General features: G+C 42.8%; 16 protein-coding genes and 1 pseudogene. 14 read left to right on the top strand and 3 right to left on the bottom strand.

The genetic code is table 11. The annotated features are described in order from the left end of the window. The 11 genes and pseudogenes from K4Z77_RS07835 to tig form a co-directional block, all read left to right on the top strand. A partial coding sequence (locus K4Z77_RS07835) for a MiiA motif-containing surface protein (protein WP_224218974.1) occupies positions 1-711 on the top strand: 711 nt, incomplete at its 5' end. A 439-nt stretch (positions 712-1,150) separates the two neighbouring features. After that, a complete protein-coding gene (cbpF, locus tag K4Z77_RS07830; RefSeq protein ID WP_224218973.1) occupies positions 1,151-2,176 on the top strand; it encodes a choline-binding protein CbpF in 1,026 nt (341 codons plus the stop codon). A 228-nt stretch (positions 2,177-2,404) separates the two neighbouring features. Then, positions 2,405-3,283 carry a mevalonate kinase gene (gene mvk / locus K4Z77_RS07825; RefSeq protein ID WP_224218972.1) on the top strand — a complete coding sequence of 293 codons (879 nt, stop codon included), beginning with the start codon at positions 2,405-2,407 and terminating at the stop codon, positions 3,281-3,283. Further along, positions 3,265-4,218, top strand: coding sequence for a diphosphomevalonate decarboxylase (gene mvaD, locus K4Z77_RS07820; protein ID WP_224218971.1), 954 nt, complete (start codon positions 3,265-3,267; stop codon positions 4,216-4,218). Before mvk ends, mvaD begins: the two co-directional genes overlap by 19 nt. Beyond that, entirely contained in the window at positions 4,205-5,212 is a 1,008-nt protein-coding gene (locus K4Z77_RS07815) for a phosphomevalonate kinase (protein WP_224218970.1), read from the top strand. Before mvaD ends, K4Z77_RS07815 begins: the two co-directional genes overlap by 14 nt. Continuing rightward, positions 5,196-6,206, top strand: a complete 1,011-nt coding sequence (gene fni, locus K4Z77_RS07810) for a type 2 isopentenyl-diphosphate Delta-isomerase (protein ID WP_084929910.1) — start codon at positions 5,196-5,198, stop codon at positions 6,204-6,206. The genes K4Z77_RS07815 and fni overlap by 17 nt, the downstream gene beginning before the upstream one ends. 76 nt (positions 6,207-6,282) lie before the next feature. After that, positions 6,283-6,981, top strand: coding sequence for a cell wall-active antibiotics response protein LiaF (liaF, locus tag K4Z77_RS07805; protein WP_084929911.1), 699 nt, complete (start codon positions 6,283-6,285; stop codon positions 6,979-6,981). Next, on the top strand, positions 6,978-7,973 hold the full coding sequence (locus K4Z77_RS07800) for an envelope stress sensor histidine kinase LiaS (RefSeq protein ID WP_224218969.1): 996 nt from the start codon (positions 6,978-6,980) through the stop codon (positions 7,971-7,973). The genes liaF and K4Z77_RS07800 overlap by 4 nt, the downstream gene beginning before the upstream one ends. A gap of 13 nt (positions 7,974-7,986) precedes the next feature. Next, a complete protein-coding gene (locus tag K4Z77_RS07795) occupies positions 7,987-8,619 on the top strand; it encodes a response regulator transcription factor (protein ID WP_224218968.1) in 633 nt (210 codons plus the stop codon). Then, positions 8,620-9,275 (top strand): annotated as a pseudogene (locus K4Z77_RS07790) (DNA alkylation repair protein). It begins immediately after the preceding gene. 83 nt (positions 9,276-9,358) lie between these two features. Next, a complete protein-coding gene (tig, locus tag K4Z77_RS07785; RefSeq protein ID WP_224218967.1) occupies positions 9,359-10,642 on the top strand; it encodes a trigger factor in 1,284 nt (427 codons plus the stop codon). Positions 10,643-10,689: 47 nt separating this feature from the next. On the opposite strand, the gene recD2 is transcribed toward tig, so the two are convergent. The 3 genes from recD2 to rnhC form a co-directional block, all read right to left on the bottom strand. Beyond that, positions 10,690-13,056 carry an SF1B family DNA helicase RecD2 gene (recD2, locus tag K4Z77_RS07780; RefSeq protein ID WP_224218966.1) on the bottom strand — a complete coding sequence of 789 codons (2,367 nt, stop codon included), beginning with the start codon at positions 13,054-13,056 and terminating at the stop codon, positions 10,690-10,692. Positions 13,057-13,174: 118 nt separating this feature from the next. Next, positions 13,175-13,789, bottom strand: a complete 615-nt coding sequence (lepB, locus tag K4Z77_RS07775; RefSeq protein WP_173268200.1) for a signal peptidase I — start codon at positions 13,787-13,789, stop codon at positions 13,175-13,177. A gap of 3 nt (positions 13,790-13,792) precedes the next feature. After that, positions 13,793-14,674: a ribonuclease HIII gene (gene rnhC / locus K4Z77_RS07770; RefSeq protein WP_224218965.1), complete on the bottom strand. Its 882-nt coding sequence runs from the start codon at positions 14,672-14,674 to the stop codon at positions 13,793-13,795. A gap of 86 nt (positions 14,675-14,760) precedes the next feature. Here rnhC and zapA point away from each other — a divergent pair, with 86 nt between their 5' ends. The 3 genes from zapA (at position 14,761) to K4Z77_RS07755 (ending at position 18,048) form a co-directional block, all read left to right on the top strand. Further along, a complete protein-coding gene (gene zapA / locus K4Z77_RS07765) occupies positions 14,761-15,063 on the top strand; it encodes a cell division protein ZapA (protein ID WP_000002019.1) in 303 nt (100 codons plus the stop codon). Continuing rightward, positions 15,060-15,608 carry a CvpA family protein gene (locus K4Z77_RS07760; RefSeq protein WP_224218964.1) on the top strand — a complete coding sequence of 183 codons (549 nt, stop codon included), beginning with the start codon at positions 15,060-15,062 and terminating at the stop codon, positions 15,606-15,608. The genes zapA and K4Z77_RS07760 overlap by 4 nt, the downstream gene beginning before the upstream one ends. Positions 15,609-15,711: 103 nt before the next feature. Then, a complete protein-coding gene (locus K4Z77_RS07755; protein ID WP_224218963.1) occupies positions 15,712-18,048 on the top strand; it encodes an endonuclease MutS2 in 2,337 nt (778 codons plus the stop codon). Positions 18,049-18,090 lie beyond the last annotated feature (42 nt).

The following is an 18,090-nucleotide window of genomic DNA, read 5'->3' as shown; positions in this document are numbered from 1 at the left end:
GCAGTTAAGGATCCAGCGGTAACACCAGTTGTAGATCCAAGCAACTTGACTGAAGCAGAAAAAGCTAAGGTAGCAGAAGCAGTTAAGAAATCAAACCCAACAGTAACAGATGTTAAAGTTGGCAAAGATGGCACAGCAACTGTCACTTACCCAGATGGTACAACAGCAGTAATCCCAGCAGATAAGGCAGTTAAGAAATCTAATCCAACAGCAACAGATGTTAAAGTAGGTAAAGATGGCACAACAGCAGTAATCCCAGCTAATAAAGCAGATGATAAGTCTAAGGATGCAGATGGTGTTAAAGATCCATCAGTAACACAAGTTACAGATCCAAGCAACTTGACAGACGCTGAAAAAGCTAAAGTAGCAGAAGCAGTTAAGAAATCAAACCCAACAGCAACAGATGTTAAAGTAGGTAAAGATGGCACAACTACAGTAACCTTCCCAGATGGTAGCACAGCTGTAATCCCAGCTGATAAAGCAGTTACATCTGCTGAACAAGGCTCACATGCAGTAGCACCAGCTGATAAAGCAGTTACATCTGCTGAACAAGGCTCACATGCAGCAACACCAGCTAAGAAAGCAGGAGCGAAAGAGTTGCCAAATACAGGTACAGTAGATTCTACTGTAGCTATGGTAGCAGCAGCCGCAAGTGCATTACTTGGTCTTGGTCTTGCAGGCCGTCGTCGTAAAGAAGACGAAGAAGCTTAATTGGCAGATTATTTGATAATTATCAGATGATAAGTCCGATTTTCAAAGCTTAAATAAGTACCTCTCATAAGAAAATCTCCTAGCAGGAAAGTCTGCTAGGGGATTTTTGCATTTCAGGAAGTTGAAGGCTGACTGTAAGCGCGTCATAATATAGTGGAGTGAAATAAGATGTGAAGAAATAGATTAGGAAATTCAAATTAATTTCTAGGAATATTTTAGTATGCACAATGTAGTATTCTAGATTCAATATGATATATTTTAGGAGTCATGGTGTACTATTATAGTTTCAATATACTATAATTTCTAAAAATATTTTCAAAGCCAAAGTGTACTACTACTGTTTCAATTTTTAATATGTTTCGTTATTATATGATTTTAAAGCCGTCATATTGACATACAATTTAATTTTTACTATAATTCTTGCAGGAGGATACGTCTAATGAAAATAATAAAAAAATTGATGCAAATTGCATTGGCAGTCTTTTTCTTCGGTTTGCTAGCGACAAGTGCAGTATTGGCGGATGATGCTGATTCAGAAGGTTGGCAATTTGTCCAAGAAAATGGTAGAACCTACTACAAGAAGGGTGAACTCAAAGAAACCTACTGGCGAGTGATTGATGGCAAGACCTATTATTTTGATTATAATGGTGAAATGGTTGTTGGTTGGCAATATATACCTGCTCCACACGAAGGGGTTACGATTGGTTCTTCTATAAGGCAAGATGTTGCTTTTAGACCAGATTGGTTTTACTTTGGTCAAGATGGGGTACTACAAGAATTTGTTGGCAAGCAAGTTTTAGAAGCAAAAACAGCTACAAATGTCAACAAGCATCATGGGGAACAATATAATAGTCCAGCAGAGAAACGAGTCTATTATTTTGAAGATCAACGTAGTTATCACACCTTAAAAACTGGTTGGATTTATGATGAGGGGCACTGGTATTATTTACTGAAGGATGGTGGTTTTGATTCTCGCATCAACCGATTGACTGTTGGGGAGCTAGCACGTGGTTGGGTTAAGGATTTTCCTCTTACATATGATGAAGATAAGCTAAAAGCTGCTCCATGGTATTATCTAGATCCAACAACTGGTATTATGCAAACTGGTTGGCAATATCTTGGTAACAAGTGGTACTACCTCCGTTCCTCAGGAGCTATGACAACTGGCTGGTATCAGGAAGGCTCAACTTGGTATTATTTAGACCAGCCAAATGGTGATATGAAAACGGGCTGGCAATACCTTGGTAACAAGTGGTACTATCTCCGTTCATCAGGAGCTATGGCAACTGGTTGGTATCAAGATGGTTCAACTTGGTATTACCTAAATGCAAGTAATGGAGATATGAAGACAGGTTGGTTCCAGGTTAATGGCAAATGGTACTATGCTTATAGCTCAGGTGCTTTGGCAGTGAATACGACTGTAGATGGCTATTCTGTCAACTATAATGGTGAATGGGTTCAATAATGAAAGAGGCGATTGTGAAGGAAACAATCGCTTTTTTTGTGAAAATATAATAAAATAGATAGGAGAGAATAAATACTTGTAGGAAAAAATAATACTCTTCGAAAATCAAATTCAAACCACGTCAGCGTCGCCTTACCGTACTCAAGTACAGCCTGCGGCTAGCTTCCTAGTTTGCTTTTTGATTTTCATTGAGTATGAGACGGCTTTTTCGTCTAGCAAAAGGAAAAAATGACAAAAAGAGTTGGTGTCGGTCAGGCACATAGTAAGATTATTTTAATAGGGGAGCATGCGGTCGTTTACGGTTATCCTGCCATTTCCCTGCCTCTTTTGGAGGTAGAGGTGACTTGTAAGGTAGTTCCTGCAGCGAGTCCTTGGCGCCTTTATGAGGAGGATACCTTATCCATGGCGGTGTATGCTTCACTTGAACATCTAAATATCAAGGATGCTTGTATTCGCTGTGAGATTGACTCGGCTATTCCTGAAAAACGAGGAATGGGTTCATCAGCAGCTATCAGCATAGCGGCCATTCGTGCGGTATTTGACTACTATCAGGCAGAACTGCCTCATGATGTACTAGAAGTTTTGGTCAATCGGGCTGAGATGATTGCCCATATGAATCCGAGTGGTTTGGATGCTAAGACCTGTCTCAGTGACCAGCCTATTCGCTTTATTAAGAATGTAGGATTTACAGAGCTTGAGATGGATTTATCTGCCTATTTGGTAATTGCCGATACGGGCGTTTATGGTCATACTCGTGAAGCCATCCAAGTGGTTCAAAACAAGGGCAAGGATGCCCTACCGTTTTTGCATGCTTTGGGAGAATTGACCCGGCAGGCAGAAGAAGAGATTTCACGAAAAGATGCTGAGGGGCTGGGGCAAATCCTCAGTCAAGCGCATTTACATTTAAAAGAAATTGGGGTCAGTAGTCCTGAGTCAGATTCTTTGGTTGAAACGGCTCTTAGCCACGGTGCTCTGGGTGCCAAGATGAGCGGTGGTGGGCTTGGAGGCTGTATCATAGCCTTGGCAACCAATTTGACTCAAGCTCAAAAACTAGCAGAAAGATTAGAAGAGAAAGGAGCTGTTCAGACATGGATAGAGAGCCTGTAACAGTACGTTCTTACGCAAATATTGCTATTATCAAATATTGGGGAAAGAAAAAAGAAAAAGAGATGGTGCCTGCTACTAGCAGTATCTCTCTGACTTTGGAAAATATGTACACGGAAACGACTTTGTCACCTTTACCAGCCCATGCGACTGCTGATGCCTTTTATATCAATGCTCAGCTACAAAATGAGGCGGAGCATACCAAGATGAGCAAGATTATTGACCGTTACCGTCCAGCTGGTGAGGGATTTGTCCGTATCGATACTCAAAATAATATGCCTACTGCAGCGGGTCTGTCCTCAAGTTCTAGTGGCTTGTCCGCCTTGGTCAAGGCTTGTAATGCTTATTTTAAGCTTGGATTGGAGCGGAGTCAGTTGGCACAGGAGGCTAAATTTGCCTCAGGCTCTTCCTCTCGGAGTTTTTATGGACCATTAGGTGCCTGGGACAAGGATAGCGGAGAGATTTACCTGGTAGAGACAGACCTGAAACTAGCTATGATTATGTTGGTGCTAGAGGATAAGAAAAAACCAATCTCTAGCCGTGACGGGATGAAACTTTGTGTGGAAACCTCGACGACCTTTGATGACTGGGTGCGTCAGTCTGAGAAGGATTATCAGGATATGCTGGTTTATCTCAAGGAAAATGACTTTGCCAAGGTTGGGGAGTTAACGGAGGAAAATGCCCTGGCTATGCACGCTACGACCAAAACAGCATCACCAGCCTTTTCTTATCTGACGGATGCAAGCTATGAAGCAATGGACTTTGTCCGCCAGCTTCGTGAGCAAGGGGAAGCCTGCTACTTTACTATGGATGCTGGTCCCAATGTCAAGGTTCTCTGTCAAGAGAAAGACTTGGTACACCTCTCAGAAATCTTTGGTCAACGTTATCGCTTGATTGTGTCGAAAACAAAGGATTTGAGTCAAGATGATTGCTGTTAAAACTTGCGGAAAACTCTATTGGGCAGGTGAGTATGCTATTTTAGAGCCAGGACAGTTGGCCTTGATAAAAGCTATCCCCATCTATATGAGGGCTGAGACTGCTTTTTCTGATAGCTACCGCCTCTATTCAGATATGTTTGATTTTGCAGTAGACTTGACACCAAATCCTGACTATAGCTTGATTCAAGAAACGATTGCTTTAGTGGAAGATTTCCTCGTTTATCGTGGGCAGACCTTGCGACCTTTTTCTTTGGAAATCCGAGGAAAAATGGAACGAGAAGGGAAAAAGTTTGGTCTGGGTTCTAGCGGTAGCATCGTTGTCTTGGTTATCAAGGCTTTGCTGGCTCTGTATAATCTTTCGGTTGATCAGGATCTCTTGTTCAAGCTGGCCAGTGCTGTCTTGCTCAAGCGCGGAGACAATGGTTCTATGGGGGACATTGCCTGTATTGTGGCAGAAGATTTGATTCTCTACCAGTCTTTTGATCGCCAGAAGGTGGCTGCTTGGTTGGAAGAAGAAAACTTGCCGACAGTTTTAGAGCGTGAGTGGGGCTTTTCTATCTCACAAGTGAAACCAACCCTAGAATGTGATTTCCTAGTGGGATGGACCAAGGAAGTGGCTGTATCGAGTCACATGGTCCAGCAAATCAAGCAAAATATCAATCAGAATTTTTTAAGCTCCTCAAAAGAAACGGTGGCTGCTTTAGTAGAAGCCTTGGAGCAGGGGGAATCAGAAAAAATTATCGAGCAAGTAGAAGTAGCCAGCCAGCTTTTAGAAGGCTTGAGCGTAGATATTTACACGCCTTCGCTTAGACAGTTGAAAGAAGTCAGTCAAGATTTGCAGGCTGTTGCCAAGAGTAGCGGTGCTGGTGGTGGTGACTGTGGCATTGCCTTGAGTTTTGATGAGCAATCAACTGAAACCCTAAAAAACCGTTGGGCCGATCTGGGGATTGAGCTCTTATACCAAGAAAGGATAGGACATGACGACAAATCGTAAGGATGAGCACATCCGCTATGCCCTTGAGCAGAAAAGTTCCTATAATAGCTTTGATGAGGTGGAGTTGATTCATTCTTCCTTGCCTCTTTACGATCTGGATGAAATCGATCTTTCGACAGAATTTGCTGGTCGAAAGTGGGATTTTCCTTTTTATATCAATGCCATGACAGGTGGGAGTGAAAAAGGTAAAGAAATCAATCAAAAACTAGCTCAGGTGGCGGAAGCCTGTGGTATTTTATTTGTAACGGGTTCTTATAGCGCAGCCCTCAAAGATCCAGCAGATGACTCTTTTTCTGTCAAGTCTGATCATCCAAATCTCCTTCTTGGAACCAATATTGGATTGGACAAGCCTGTTGAGTTAGGACTTCAGACCGTAGAAGAGATGAATCCTCTCCTCCTTCAAGTGCATGTTAATGTCATGCAGGAATTACTCATGCCCGAAGGAGAAAGGAAGTTCAGAAGCTGGCAATCGCATCTGGCAGACTATAGCAAGCAAATCCCCGTTCCTATTGTCCTAAAGGAAGTGGGCTTTGGAATGGATGCCAAGACCATCGAAAGAGCCTATGAACTGGGTGTTCGTACAGTGGATCTGTCAGGTCGTGGTGGTACCAGCTTTGCTTATATTGAAAACCGTCGCAGTGGTCAACGTGACTACCTCAATCAATGGGGTCAGTCTACCATGCAGGCCCTTCTCAATGCCCAAGACTGGAAAGACAAGGTCCAACTCTTGGTCAGTGGAGGTGTTCGCAATCCGCTGGATATGATTAAGTGCTTGGTCTTTGGGGCTAAGGCTGTGGGACTGTCTCGAACAGTTCTAGAATTGGTTGAAACCTACACAGTTGAAGAAGTGATTGGCATTGTCCAAGGCTGGAAAGACGATCTGCGTTTGATTATGTGTGCCCTTAATTGTGCCACCATAGCAGATCTGCAAAAAGTAGACTATCTTCTCTACGGAAAATTAAAAGAAGCAAAAGATCAGATGAAAAAGGCGTAACCATCGCCTTTTTTCCATCTTTAGACTGAGGTGACTTTTTTGAAGTGTGATAAAATAGAAGGGAGAGGATGAACCTATGAGAAAATTTAAAATCTTTTTATTTATCGAAACCTGTCTTTTGACAGGAGCTCTGATTTTGATGGTATCAGAGCATTTTTCGCGTTTTCTGCTGATTCTATTCCTCTTTTTGCTTTTGATTCGTTATTACACTGGTAAAGAAGGCAATAACCTTCTTTTGGTGGTGGCAACCATTCTCTTCTTTTTCATCGTCATGCTCAATCCTTTTGTGATTTTAGCTATTTTTGTTGCGGTTATATACAGCCTCTTTCTTCTTTATCCGATGATGAATCAGGAAAAAGAGCAAACCAATTTGGTGTTTGAAGAGGTGGTGACGGTTAAGAAGGAGAAAAATCGTTGGTTTGGAAATCTCCATCATTTTTCAAGCTATCAGACTTGCCAGTTTGATGATATCAATCTTTTTCGCCTCATGGGCAAGGATACCATTCATTTGGAGAGGGTCATCCTAACCAATCATGACAATGTCATTATCCTCAGAAAGATGGTAGGAACGACCAAAATCATCGTACCTGTCGATGTGGAAGTCAGTCTCAGCGTTAACTGTCTCTATGGTGATTTGACTTTTTTCAACCAGCCCAAGCGAGCCCTCCGTAATGAACACTATCATCAGGAAACAAGAGACTATCTCAAGAGTAATAAGAGTGTCAAAATTTTCTTGACCACTATGATTGGAGATGTTGAGGTGGTCAGAGGATGAAAAAACAAGCTTATGTAATCATTGCCCTCACCTCCTTCCTGTTTGTCTTATTTTTCTCCCACAGCTTGCTGGAAATCCTTGACTTTGACTGGTCTATTTTCCTGCATGATGTCGAAAAAACAGAAAAATTTGTTTTTTTGTTGTTGGTATTTAGCATGTCCATGACCTGTCTCTTAGCCCTGTTTTGGCGAGGTGTGGAAGAGCTTTCTCTAAGAAAAATGCAGGCCAATCTCAAGCGTTTATTGGCAGGGCAAGAAGTGGTTCAGGTTTCAGATCCAGATTTGGACGCCAGTTTCAAGTCCTTGTCAGGGAAACTTAACCTCTTGACAGAAGCGCTTCAAAAGGCTGAAAATCACAGTCTTACTCAGGAAGAGGAAATCGTTGAGAAGGAAAGAAAACGGATTGCTCGAGATTTGCACGATACCGTCAGTCAGGAGTTGTTTGCGGCCCACATGATTTTGTCAGGTGTCAGTCAGCAGGCTTTGAAACTGGATAGAGAAAAGATGCAGATCCAATTGCAAAGTGTCACAGCTATTTTAGAAACTGCCCAGAAGGATTTGCGGGTCTTGCTCCTGCATTTGCGCCCAGTTGAGTTGGAAGAGAAGAGTCTGGTTGAAGGGATTCAAATTCTTCTAAAAGAGCTTGAGGACAAGAGTGATCTCAAGGTTAGTCTTAAGCAGAATGTGACGAAATTACCTAAGAAAATCGAGGAGCATATCTTCCGCATCTTGCAGGAGTTGATCAGCAATACCCTCCGTCATGCCCAGGCCTCTTGTCTGGATGTCTACCTCTATCAGACGGATCTTGAATTGCAACTGAAGGTAGTGGACAATGGAATTGGTTTTCAGTTAGCGAGTTTAGATGACTTGAGTTATGGACTCCGCAATATCAAGGAGCGGGTTGAAGATATGGCAGGGACGGTTCAGTTATTGACAGCTCCCAAGCAAGGGCTGGCAGTTGATATCCGTATTCCCCTGTTAGATGAGGAATGATAAAGGAGTAAAGATGAAAATTTTACTAGTAGATGACCATGAAATGGTCCGATTGGGCTTGAAAAGCTACTTTGACCTCCAAGACGATGTAGAAGTTGTGGGTGAGGCGTCCAACGGATCTCAAGGTATTGACTTAGCCTTGGAATTGCGTCCAGATGTTATTGTCATGGATATCGTCATGCCTGAGATGAATGGAATTGACGCGACTTTGGCCATCCTCAAAGAATGGCCTGAAGCCAAGATTTTGATTGTGACTTCGTACTTGGACAATGAAAAAATCATGCCTGTCTTAAATGCTGGTGCTAGGGGCTATATGCTCAAGACTTCAAGTGCGGATGAATTGCTGCACGCTGTTCGTAAGGTAGCTACTGGGGAGCTGGCCATTGAGCAAGAGGTCAGTAAGAAGGTCGAATACCACCGCAATCATATAGAACTACATGAGGACTTAACTGCGCGTGAGCGAGATGTGCTTCAACTCATCGCCAAGGGCTACGAAAATCAGCGCATCGCAGACGAACTTTTTATCTCTCTCAAGACGGTCAAGACTCATGTGTCCAATATCCTAGCCAAGCTGGAGGTCAGCGATCGCACCCAGGCAGCAGTTTATGCCTTTCAGCATCACTTGGTGGGGCATGAGGATTTTTAGATGAGTCTAACAGATTTACTTGTTGAGCTAGAAGCAGCAAAAGATTCAAAAAAAGCAGGGCCTATATGCGCCATCAATTTTCCTTTCTAGGCGTTGTGGCGCCAGAAAGAAATAAACTCTATAAAAAATACTTTTCAGAAGCGAAAAAAACAAAGATTATCGATTGGGATTTTGTAGATACTTGCTGGAGAAAGGAGCCTAGAGAATACCAATATGCGGCTGCTAATTATTTGAAAGCAATGCAGTCTTATCTAAAGGACAGCGATTTACATAAGCTTGAGCGGTTAGTCGTCACAAAATCCTGGTGGGATACCGTAGATATCCTAGATCGAGTAGTAGGGAGTTTGGTGTATGACCACCCTGAACTAGAAGAAATAATCTTAAAATGGAGCCTATCAGATAATATCTGGCTGAGACGTGTCGCTATTGACCACCAGTTGTTAAGAAAAGAGAAGACCAATGTTCAATTAATGGAAAAGATTCTGCTTCATAATTTGAACCAAACAGAATTCTTTATCAATAAAGCCATTGGCTGGGCTCTGAGAGACTACTCCAAAACAAATCCAGATTGGGTAGCATGCTTCATTGAGAAAAACAAGGAAAGAATGGCTGACCTTAGTATCAAAGAAGCAAGCAAGTACCTCTCCCATCATTGAAAAGCGCATTCATTACTTGAAAAAAGTCGCCCATTTATGTTATAATAGACTGTATTTAAAAAATTTTAAGGAGAAATGACAGAATGTCTGTATCATTTGAAAACAAAGAAACAAACCGTGGTGTCTTGACTTTCACTATCTCTCAAGACCAAATCAAACCAGAATTGGACCGTGTCTTCAACTCAGTGAAGAAATCTCTTAATGTTCCAGGTTTCCGTAAAGGTCACCTTCCACGCCCTATCTTCGACAAAAAATTTGGTGAAGAGTCACTTTACCAAGATGTTATGAACGCTCTTTTGCCAAATGCTTATGAAGCAGCTGTAAAAGAAGCTGGTCTTGAAGTCGTTGCTCAACCAAAAATTGACGTAACTTCAATGGAAAAAGGTCAAGACTGGGTTATCACTGCTGAAGTTGTTACAAAACCTGAAGTAAAATTGGGTGACTACAAAAACCTTGAAGTATCAGTTGATGTAGAAAAAGAAGTAACTGACGCTGACGTTGAAGAGCGTATCGAACGCGAACGCAACAACTTGGCTGAATTGGTTATCAAAGAAGCTGCTGCTGAAAACGGCGACACTGTTGTCATCGACTTCGTTGGTTCTATTGACGGTGTTGAATTTGATGGCGGAAAAGGTGAAAACTTCTCACTTGGACTTGGTTCAGGTCAATTCATCCCAGGTTTCGAAGACCAATTGGTAGGTCACTCAGCTGGTGAAACTGTTGATGTTATCGTAACATTCCCAGAAGACTACCAAGCAGAAGACCTTGCAGGTAAAGAAGCTAAATTCGTAACAACTATCCACGAAGTAAAAGCTAAAGAAGTTCCAGCTCTTGACGATGAACTTGCAAAAGACATCGACGAAGAAGTTGAAACACTTGCTGAATTGAAAGAAAAATACCGCAAAGAGTTAGCTGAAGCTAAAGAAGAAGCATACAAAGATGCAGTAGAAGGTGCAGCAATTGATAAAGCTGTGGAAAACGCTGAAATCGTAGAACTTCCAGAAGAAATGATTCACGAAGAAGTTCACCGTTCAGTAAACGAATTCCTTGGAAACTTGCAACGTCAAGGTATCAACCCTGACATGTACTTCCAAATCACTGGAACTACTCAAGAAGACCTTCACAATCAATACCAAGCAGAAGCTGAGTCACGTACTAAGACTAACCTTGTTATCGAAGCAGTTGCGAAAGCTGAAGGATTTGATGCTTCAGAAGAAGAAATCCAAAAAGAAGTTGAGCAATTGGCAGCAGACTACAACATGGAAGTTGCACAAGTACAAAGCTTGCTTTCAGCTGATATGTTGAAACACGATATCACAATCAAAAAAGCTGTTGAATTGATCACAAGCACAGCAACAGTTAAATAATATTAATAAACAAAAAGCCCACCTGAATTGGTGGGTTTTCTTATACACTATTTTCCAAAAATCTCTTTGAGGTCTGCGTCAGTAATCCCAATCATGGCTGGGACACTGTCCCAGTTTTCTTCGGTTAGGATGTAGGATTCTTCAGAGGTACTTGATGTGGCTGTTTCAGAGACATTTTGTTGCTTTTCTTCAACAGTTTCCAATAAATCACTGAAGCGTTCAATCAGATAGGTTTTTCGGGCAGTTCCGATATGTTGAGTAGCATAGTCGAAGGCCTGTAATTCGCCTAGTAAGATAAGCTTGCTTTTGGCGCGTGTAATGGCTGTATAGATGAGATTGCGCTCCAGCATACGCCTACTAGCACTGGTGATAGGTAGGATAACGACAGGAAACTCACTTCCCTGCGATTTATGAATACTCATGGCATAGGCCAAGCGAATCTTGTACCATTCGTTACGTGGGTAAGAGACTTCGTTGCCATCAAAATCAATGACAATCTCGTCTTGTTTCGATTCGGTGTATTTACCAGGAATCAGGTCTGTGATAGCTCCCAAATCCCCATTAAAGACATTGATTTCAGCATCGTTGACTAAGTGAATGACCTTGTCGCCCTTGCGATAGTGGCACTGGGGAGCTTCAAAACTAAGTTGGTCTTTTTGTGGTGGGTTAAGGAGGTCTTGCATGAGCTGGTTGATGGCATCAATCCCTGCTGTCCCTCTGTACATGGGAGCCAGAACTTGGATATCACGGGCGGGGATGCCACTTCTGAGGGCAGCACCTAAGATTTTCTCAATGGTGGCAGGAATATGGCCACTAGCAATTTCAAAGTAGGAACGGTCTGCTTTTTTATGGGTGAAATCAGCTGGCAAGATTCCCTGTCGAATCTGACTAGCTAAGGTAACGATAGTTGATTCTTCGCTTTGCCGGTAGATTTTTTCCAAGCGGGTCTGAGGAATCGAAGGAATATGGAGCAGGTCAGCTAGAACTTGACCGGGACTGACAGACGGTAGCTGATCGCTATCGCCCACGATGAGGATTTTACTGTTAGAAGAGATGTTGGAAAAGAGTTGATTGGCCAGCCAAGTGTCTACCATGGAGAATTCATCCACGATGATAAAGTCAGCATCCAGATAATCTTCCAGATGACTGGTATCATCGTCACCTGTCATTCCTAAATGACGGTGTATGGTCGCGCTAGGCAAACCTGTCAATTCATTCATACGGCGGGCTGCTCGACCAGTTGGAGCGGCAAGAAGAATGGGCAGGTTGCTTTTTTTCCTGAGATCAAGTCCTTCTAAGAGAGCATAAACAGCGATAATCCCATTGATAACAGTTGTTTTACCAGTGCCAGGCCCACCTGTCAGGATAAAGACCTTGTTCTGGATAGCGTCGCAGATCGCCTGTTTTTGAATGTTATCATACTCAATCCCCAGTTCTTGCTCGACAGTAGTGATATGTTTTTGGATAGTTTCTAAATCCTGACTCTTCTGTTTTCCTTTTTCAAGGATACGAACCAAGTGGCTGCGGATGCCTTCCTCAGCGAAAAAGAGACTGTTATCAAAGATTTTGGTATCAATCTGCTGAACCTTGTCTTCTTCGATGAGGTAGGAGAGTTCTTGAGCTACTTGGCTGGGATCCAGTTCCACGGGACGGGAAGACTCAAGGAGAGTAAGGGTTTGTTCTAGCAAATCCCGTGCTTCAACATAGGTATCCCCTGTTTCCATACAGGCCTGAAAAAGACTGTGAACTAGACCAGCACGGAAGCGTTCAGGAGCCTGACTTTCGATGCCTAGTTCTTCCGCTAGTTGGTCAGCAATGGTAAAGCCCAAGCCTTTGATATCCTCAACCAGCTGGTAGGGATAATTTTCAACCACATCAAGGGTTTCTTCCTTGTAAAAGTCTTGAATCTGAAAGGCTAGTTTATTGGGAATGCCGTAGTTGGCTAGTTTGGCTAAAACCATCTCTGTTCCGTAGTTGAGACGGAGGGTGGAGACGAAAGCCTCGCGGTTTTTGGCAGAGAGTCCTGCGATGCCTTCTAGCTTTTCTGGGTGTTGCAGAATCTCGTCAATGGTATTGTCTCCATAGGTGTCCACGATTTTCTGAGCTGTCTTGATACCAATTCCTTTGAAATGGCTACTTGAAAAGTACTTAACCAATCCCTTGCTAGTTGGTTTTGCTCTTTCATAACTACTGATTTGCAGTTGCTCCCCATACTTGGAGTGCTGGACAATTTGCCCCCAAAAAGTATAGTCTTCTCCCTCAATCACGTCAGCCATGGTTCCTGTGACAATGATTTCAAAATCATCAAAATCCTCTGCGTCCGTATCTTCGATTTCTAGGAGGAGGATGCGATAAAAATTGCTGGGATTTTCAAAAATAATCCGTTCAATGGTTCCTGAAAAATAAACTTCCATAAAATTCCTTTGTATGAATAGGTGAGAGTTGGGGTTGTTTTTACTATAGTCAATAAACGATCACTTCTCACGATAGAAGAAGAGGCTGAGATTCTTGATTCTCGGCCTCTTCGATTTCTTAAAATGTTCCGATACGGGTGATTGGCCAGAAGCGGAATTTAGCTTCCCCTGTGATATCTTTTGCTTTAAAAGTACCTACGTGGCGGCTGTCGCTCGAAACCAAGCGGTCATCTCCGAGGAGAAGGTATTCTCCATCTGGAACAGTAAAGCTGAAGTTGGTATTGTAGTTGACATCGACTGTGAAGGCTTGAGCTTTTTGAGCGATGCTTCTAAAGAAAGTGCCTTTATTTCCTTCAAATCCCTTGCCTGAGTAGGTGCTTTGGAGTTTATCGTCCTTGAAGCGTTTGATGTAGTCAGCTAGGTAAGGTTCGTCCGTCTCTTTGTCATTGATGTAAAGTTTATCGTTTTCATAACGGATAGTGTCGCCAGGCATTCCAATCACGCGCTTAACGATATCCTTATTGCCATCTTCCTCATGGGCCACTACGATATCAAAACGGTCAATAGGGAGGTGCTTAACGACAAAGAGAATTTCGCCATCCGCTAGGGTAGGATCCATGGAATGTCCTTCTACGCGGACGTTACTCCAGAAAAAGATACGGCTCAAAGCTAGTAATGACAGAATCAGGAGGAACAATCCCCACTCTTTTAAGAAATTTTTAAATGAATTCATAATTTACCTTTCTAAGCGTTTTTTCGCTTTTTCAGTATTTTTAAAGTGCAGTTTGGCGCAGAAGTTGAGTCCCTGCATACCATAGGCTTGCAAAATCTGGCTAGCCACCTTATCAGAAGCTGTTCCAGCTCCACTTGGAAGCTGATAGCCCAGTTCTCGTCCTAGATTGTCAAGATTTTCCAGAAAGAGATCACGCGCAATGATAGAAGAAACTGCGACAGCCAAGTATTTGCCCTCGGCCTTTTCTTCTAAGCTGATAGGATTGCTGAAACGATTGGCCTCTTGTGCCAAGTACTTGTCATAATTTTTAGCACTGGTAAAGGCATCAATTACAATTTTCTCAGGCTGAACACCTTTTTGAAGGAGGAGATAGATAGCCTGATTATGGAGGGCAACCTTAACCGAAACAGCATTGTAGCGGTCTCCAATGACTTCGTTGTACTTGCTTGGTGAGAGAAGCAGTGCCTGGTGCTGGATTTTTTCTTTTAGGATAGGGGCAATCTGACGAATCTTTTGGTCGGTCAGAGTTTTAGAATCTCCCACACCGAGTTTTCGTAAGAAGTCATGTTGGTCAGGTGTGACAAAGGAAGCCACAACTGCAAGCCCACCAAAGTAGGAACCATTTCCCACCTCATCTGTCCCAATCAAAGGGAGATTTTGTCCGCTGGTTTGCTCTAGAATTTGATAGCCAAAGAAACTAGCGTATTTCTCAGCGCCTTCACCCTGAAGTAAGACCTTTCCAGAAGTATAGATAGAAACCGTTGCCTGAGGCAGTTTCAAAAAGTAGTGGATATAGGGATTCTTACTAGGAGCCAGACTGGTTTGATAGTGTTCAAGAAAAGCCTGAATCTCCTTTTCACTTGGTGTGAGTGTTATACTTGCCATAGTTTCTATTGTACCATAAAAGCAGGTAAATTTGTAAAAACTGACAAAGTTAGCGAATTTTGGTATAATATCGTGAGGTGAATTTTATGGCAAATCTAAATCGATTCAAATTTACATTCGGGAAAAAATCATTAACCTTGACAAGCGAACATGATAACCTTTTTATGGAGGAAATCGCCAAGGTTGCGACAGAAAAATACCAAGCAATTAAAGAACAAATGCCTAGCGCAGATGATGAAACAATCGCTCTTTTGTTGGCAGTCAACTGTTTGTCAACTCAACTCAGCCGTGAGATTGAATTTGATGATAAGGAGCAAGAATTAGAAGAACTCCGTCACAAGCTGGTGACTTGCAAGCAAGAACAGAGCAAGATTGAGGATTCCTTATGATTTCACTCCTTCTTCTATTGGTCTTGGCTTGGGGATTTTATATCGGCTATCGGAGAGGTCTGCTCTTACAGGTTTATTATCTGATTTCAGCCATGGCATCGGCTTTTATGGCTGGCCAGTTTTATAAGGGGCTGGGAGAACAATTCCATTTATTGCTCCCTTATGCAAATCCGCAGGAAGGTCAGGGAACTTTCTTTTTCCCATCGGATAAACTCTTTCAGTTGGATAAGGTCTTTTACGCAGGGATCGGCTACTTGCTTGTATTTGGGATTGTTTATAGCATCGGTCGTTTGCTTGGTCTCCTCTTACACTTACTTCCTAGTAAAAAACTGGGGGGCAAGTTGTTCCGAGTTTCAGCAGGTATCTTGTCCATGTTGGTGACCTTATTTGTCTTGCAGATGGCTTTGACAATCTTGGCAACCATCCCCATGGCAGTTATACAAAATCCTCTTGAAAAGAGTATCGTCGCAAAACACATCATCCAGAGCATACCGGTAACAACCAGTTGGCTCAAACAAATCTGGGTGACAAATTTAATCGGATAAAAAGGGCAGGAGTTTTCCTAGCCCTTTGTTTACAGATTTGACTCGAACCTATCAGAATGTAAAAAGCTAATACACCTAGACATTCAAAGACAAGGAAATAAAGATGAATAAGAAAATATTAGAAACATTAGAGTTCAATAAGGTCAAGGCCTTGTTTGAACCCCATTTGTTGACCGAACAGGGCTTGGAGCAATTGAGACAGCTGGCTCCGACTGTCAAAGCAGATAAAATCAAACAGGCTTTTGCTGAGATGAAGGAAATGCAGGCTCTTTTCGTCGAGCAACCTCATTTTACCATTCTCGCAACCAAGGAAATATCAGGAGTCTGCAAGCGGTTGGAGATGGGAGCGGACCTCAATATCGAAGAGTTCCTGCTCTTGAAGCGCGTGCTTCTTGCCAGCCGAGAACTGCAAAGTTTTTACGCCAATCTGGAAAATGTCAGTTTGGAAGAATTAGCCCTTTGGTTTGAGAAATTACATGATTTTCCGCAATTACAAGGAAATCTCCAAGCCTTTAATGATGCAGGTTTCATTGAAAATTTTGCCAGTGAAGAATTGGCGCGCATCCGTAGAAAAATCCATGATAGCGAGAGTCAGGTACGCGATGTCTTGCAAGACTTGCTCAAGCAAAAAGCGCAGATGTTGACAGAAGGGATTGTTGCTAGCAGAAATGGCCGTCAGGTTTTACCAGTCAAAAACACCTACCGCAATAAAATTGCAGGTGTCGTTCATGATATTTCTGCTAGTGGAAATACCGTCTATATCGAACCCCGTGAGGTGGTCAAACTGAGCGAAGAAGTCGCTAGTTTGCGAGCAGATGAGCGCTATGAAATGCTTCGCATTCTCCAAGAAATTTCTGAGCGTGTCCGCCCTCATGCAGCTGAGATTGCTAATGATGCTTGGATTATCGGCCATCTGGACTTGATTCGTGCCAAGGTCCGCTTTATCCAAGAAAGGCAAGCAGTAGTTCCCCAGCTATCAGAAAATCAAGAGATTCAACTGCTCCATGTCTGCCATCCTTTGGTCAAAAATGCCGTCGCAAATGATGTCCATTTTGGCCAAGATTTAACAGCTATTGTTATTACAGGTCCTAATACAGGTGGGAAGACCATCATGCTTAAAACTCTGGGCTTGACGCAGGTCATGGCTCAGTCCGGTTTGCCGATTTTAGCAGATAAGGGAAGCCGTGTTGGTATTTTTGAAGAAATCTTTGCAGATATTGGAGATGAGCAGTCTATTGAGCAGAGCTTGTCTACCTTCTCTAGCCACATGACCAATATTGTGGATATTCTTGGTAAGGTCAACCAGCATTCGCTCTTGCTCTTGGATGAGTTGGGAGCTGGTACCGATCCTCAAGAGGGAGCTGCCCTTGCCATGGCTATTCTGGAGGACCTTCGCCTGCGTCAAGTCAAGACCATGGCGACGACTCACTATCCGGAACTCAAGGCCTATGGTATTGAGACAGCCTTTGTGCAAAATGCTAGCATGGAGTTTGATACTGCAACTCTTCGCCCGACTTATCGCTTTATGCAGGGTGTTCCTGGCCGAAGCAATGCCTTTGAAATCGCTAAACGTTTAGGACTATCTGAAGTTATCGTAGGGGATGCCAGCCAGCAGGTCGATCAAGACAATGATGTCAATCGGATTATTGAGCAACTAGAAGAGCAGACGCTGGAAAGCCGTAAACGTTTGGATAATATTCGTGAGGTGGAGCAAGAAAATCTCAAGATGAATCGTGCTCTTAAAAAACTTTACAACGAGCTCAATCGTGAAAAGGAAACCGAACTTAATAAGGCGCGTGAACAGGCTGCTGAGATTGTGGATATGGCTCTAAGTGAGAGTGACCAGATTCTCAAAAATCTCCACAGTAAATCCCAACTCAAACCCCACGAAATCATTGAAGCCAAGGCCAAGCTGAAAAAATTGGCTCCTGAAAAAGTGGACTTGTCTAAAAATAAGGTCCTTCAAAAAGCTAAGAAAAAACGAGCTCCAAAGGTGGGAGATGATATCGTTGTTCTCAGTTATGGCCAGCGTGGTACCTTGATTAATCAACTCAAGGATGGCCGTTGGGAAGCCCAAGTTGGCTTGATTAAGATGACCTTGGAAGAGAAAGAGTTTGACCTTGTTCAAGCTCAGCAAGAAAAGCCAGTTAAGAAGAAACAAGTCAATGTTGTGAAACGAACTTCTGGTCGAGGACCTCAAGCCAGACTGGACCTTCGAGGCAAACGTTATGAAGAGGCCATGAATGAGCTAGATGCCTTTATCGACCAAGCCTTGCTTAACAATATGGCTCAAGTTGATATCATCCATGGTATCGGAACAGGAGTCATCCGTGAAGGTGTCACCAAATACCTACAAAGAAACAAGCATGTCAAGAGTTTTGGCTATGCCCCACAAAATGCTGGAGGCAGTGGTGCAACTATTGTGACTTTTAAAGGATAAGAAAAGCCTGAGGAAATATGTGGTTCCTCAAGCTTTTTTATC

Source organism: Streptococcus mitis subsp. hohhotensis, assembly GCF_020089495.2.
Classification (GTDB): Bacteria; Bacillota; Bacilli; order Lactobacillales; family Streptococcaceae; genus Streptococcus; species Streptococcus hohhotensis.
Note: the sequence above shows the minus strand (reverse complement) of the source record. Positions and strands in the feature narration are given on the sequence as shown.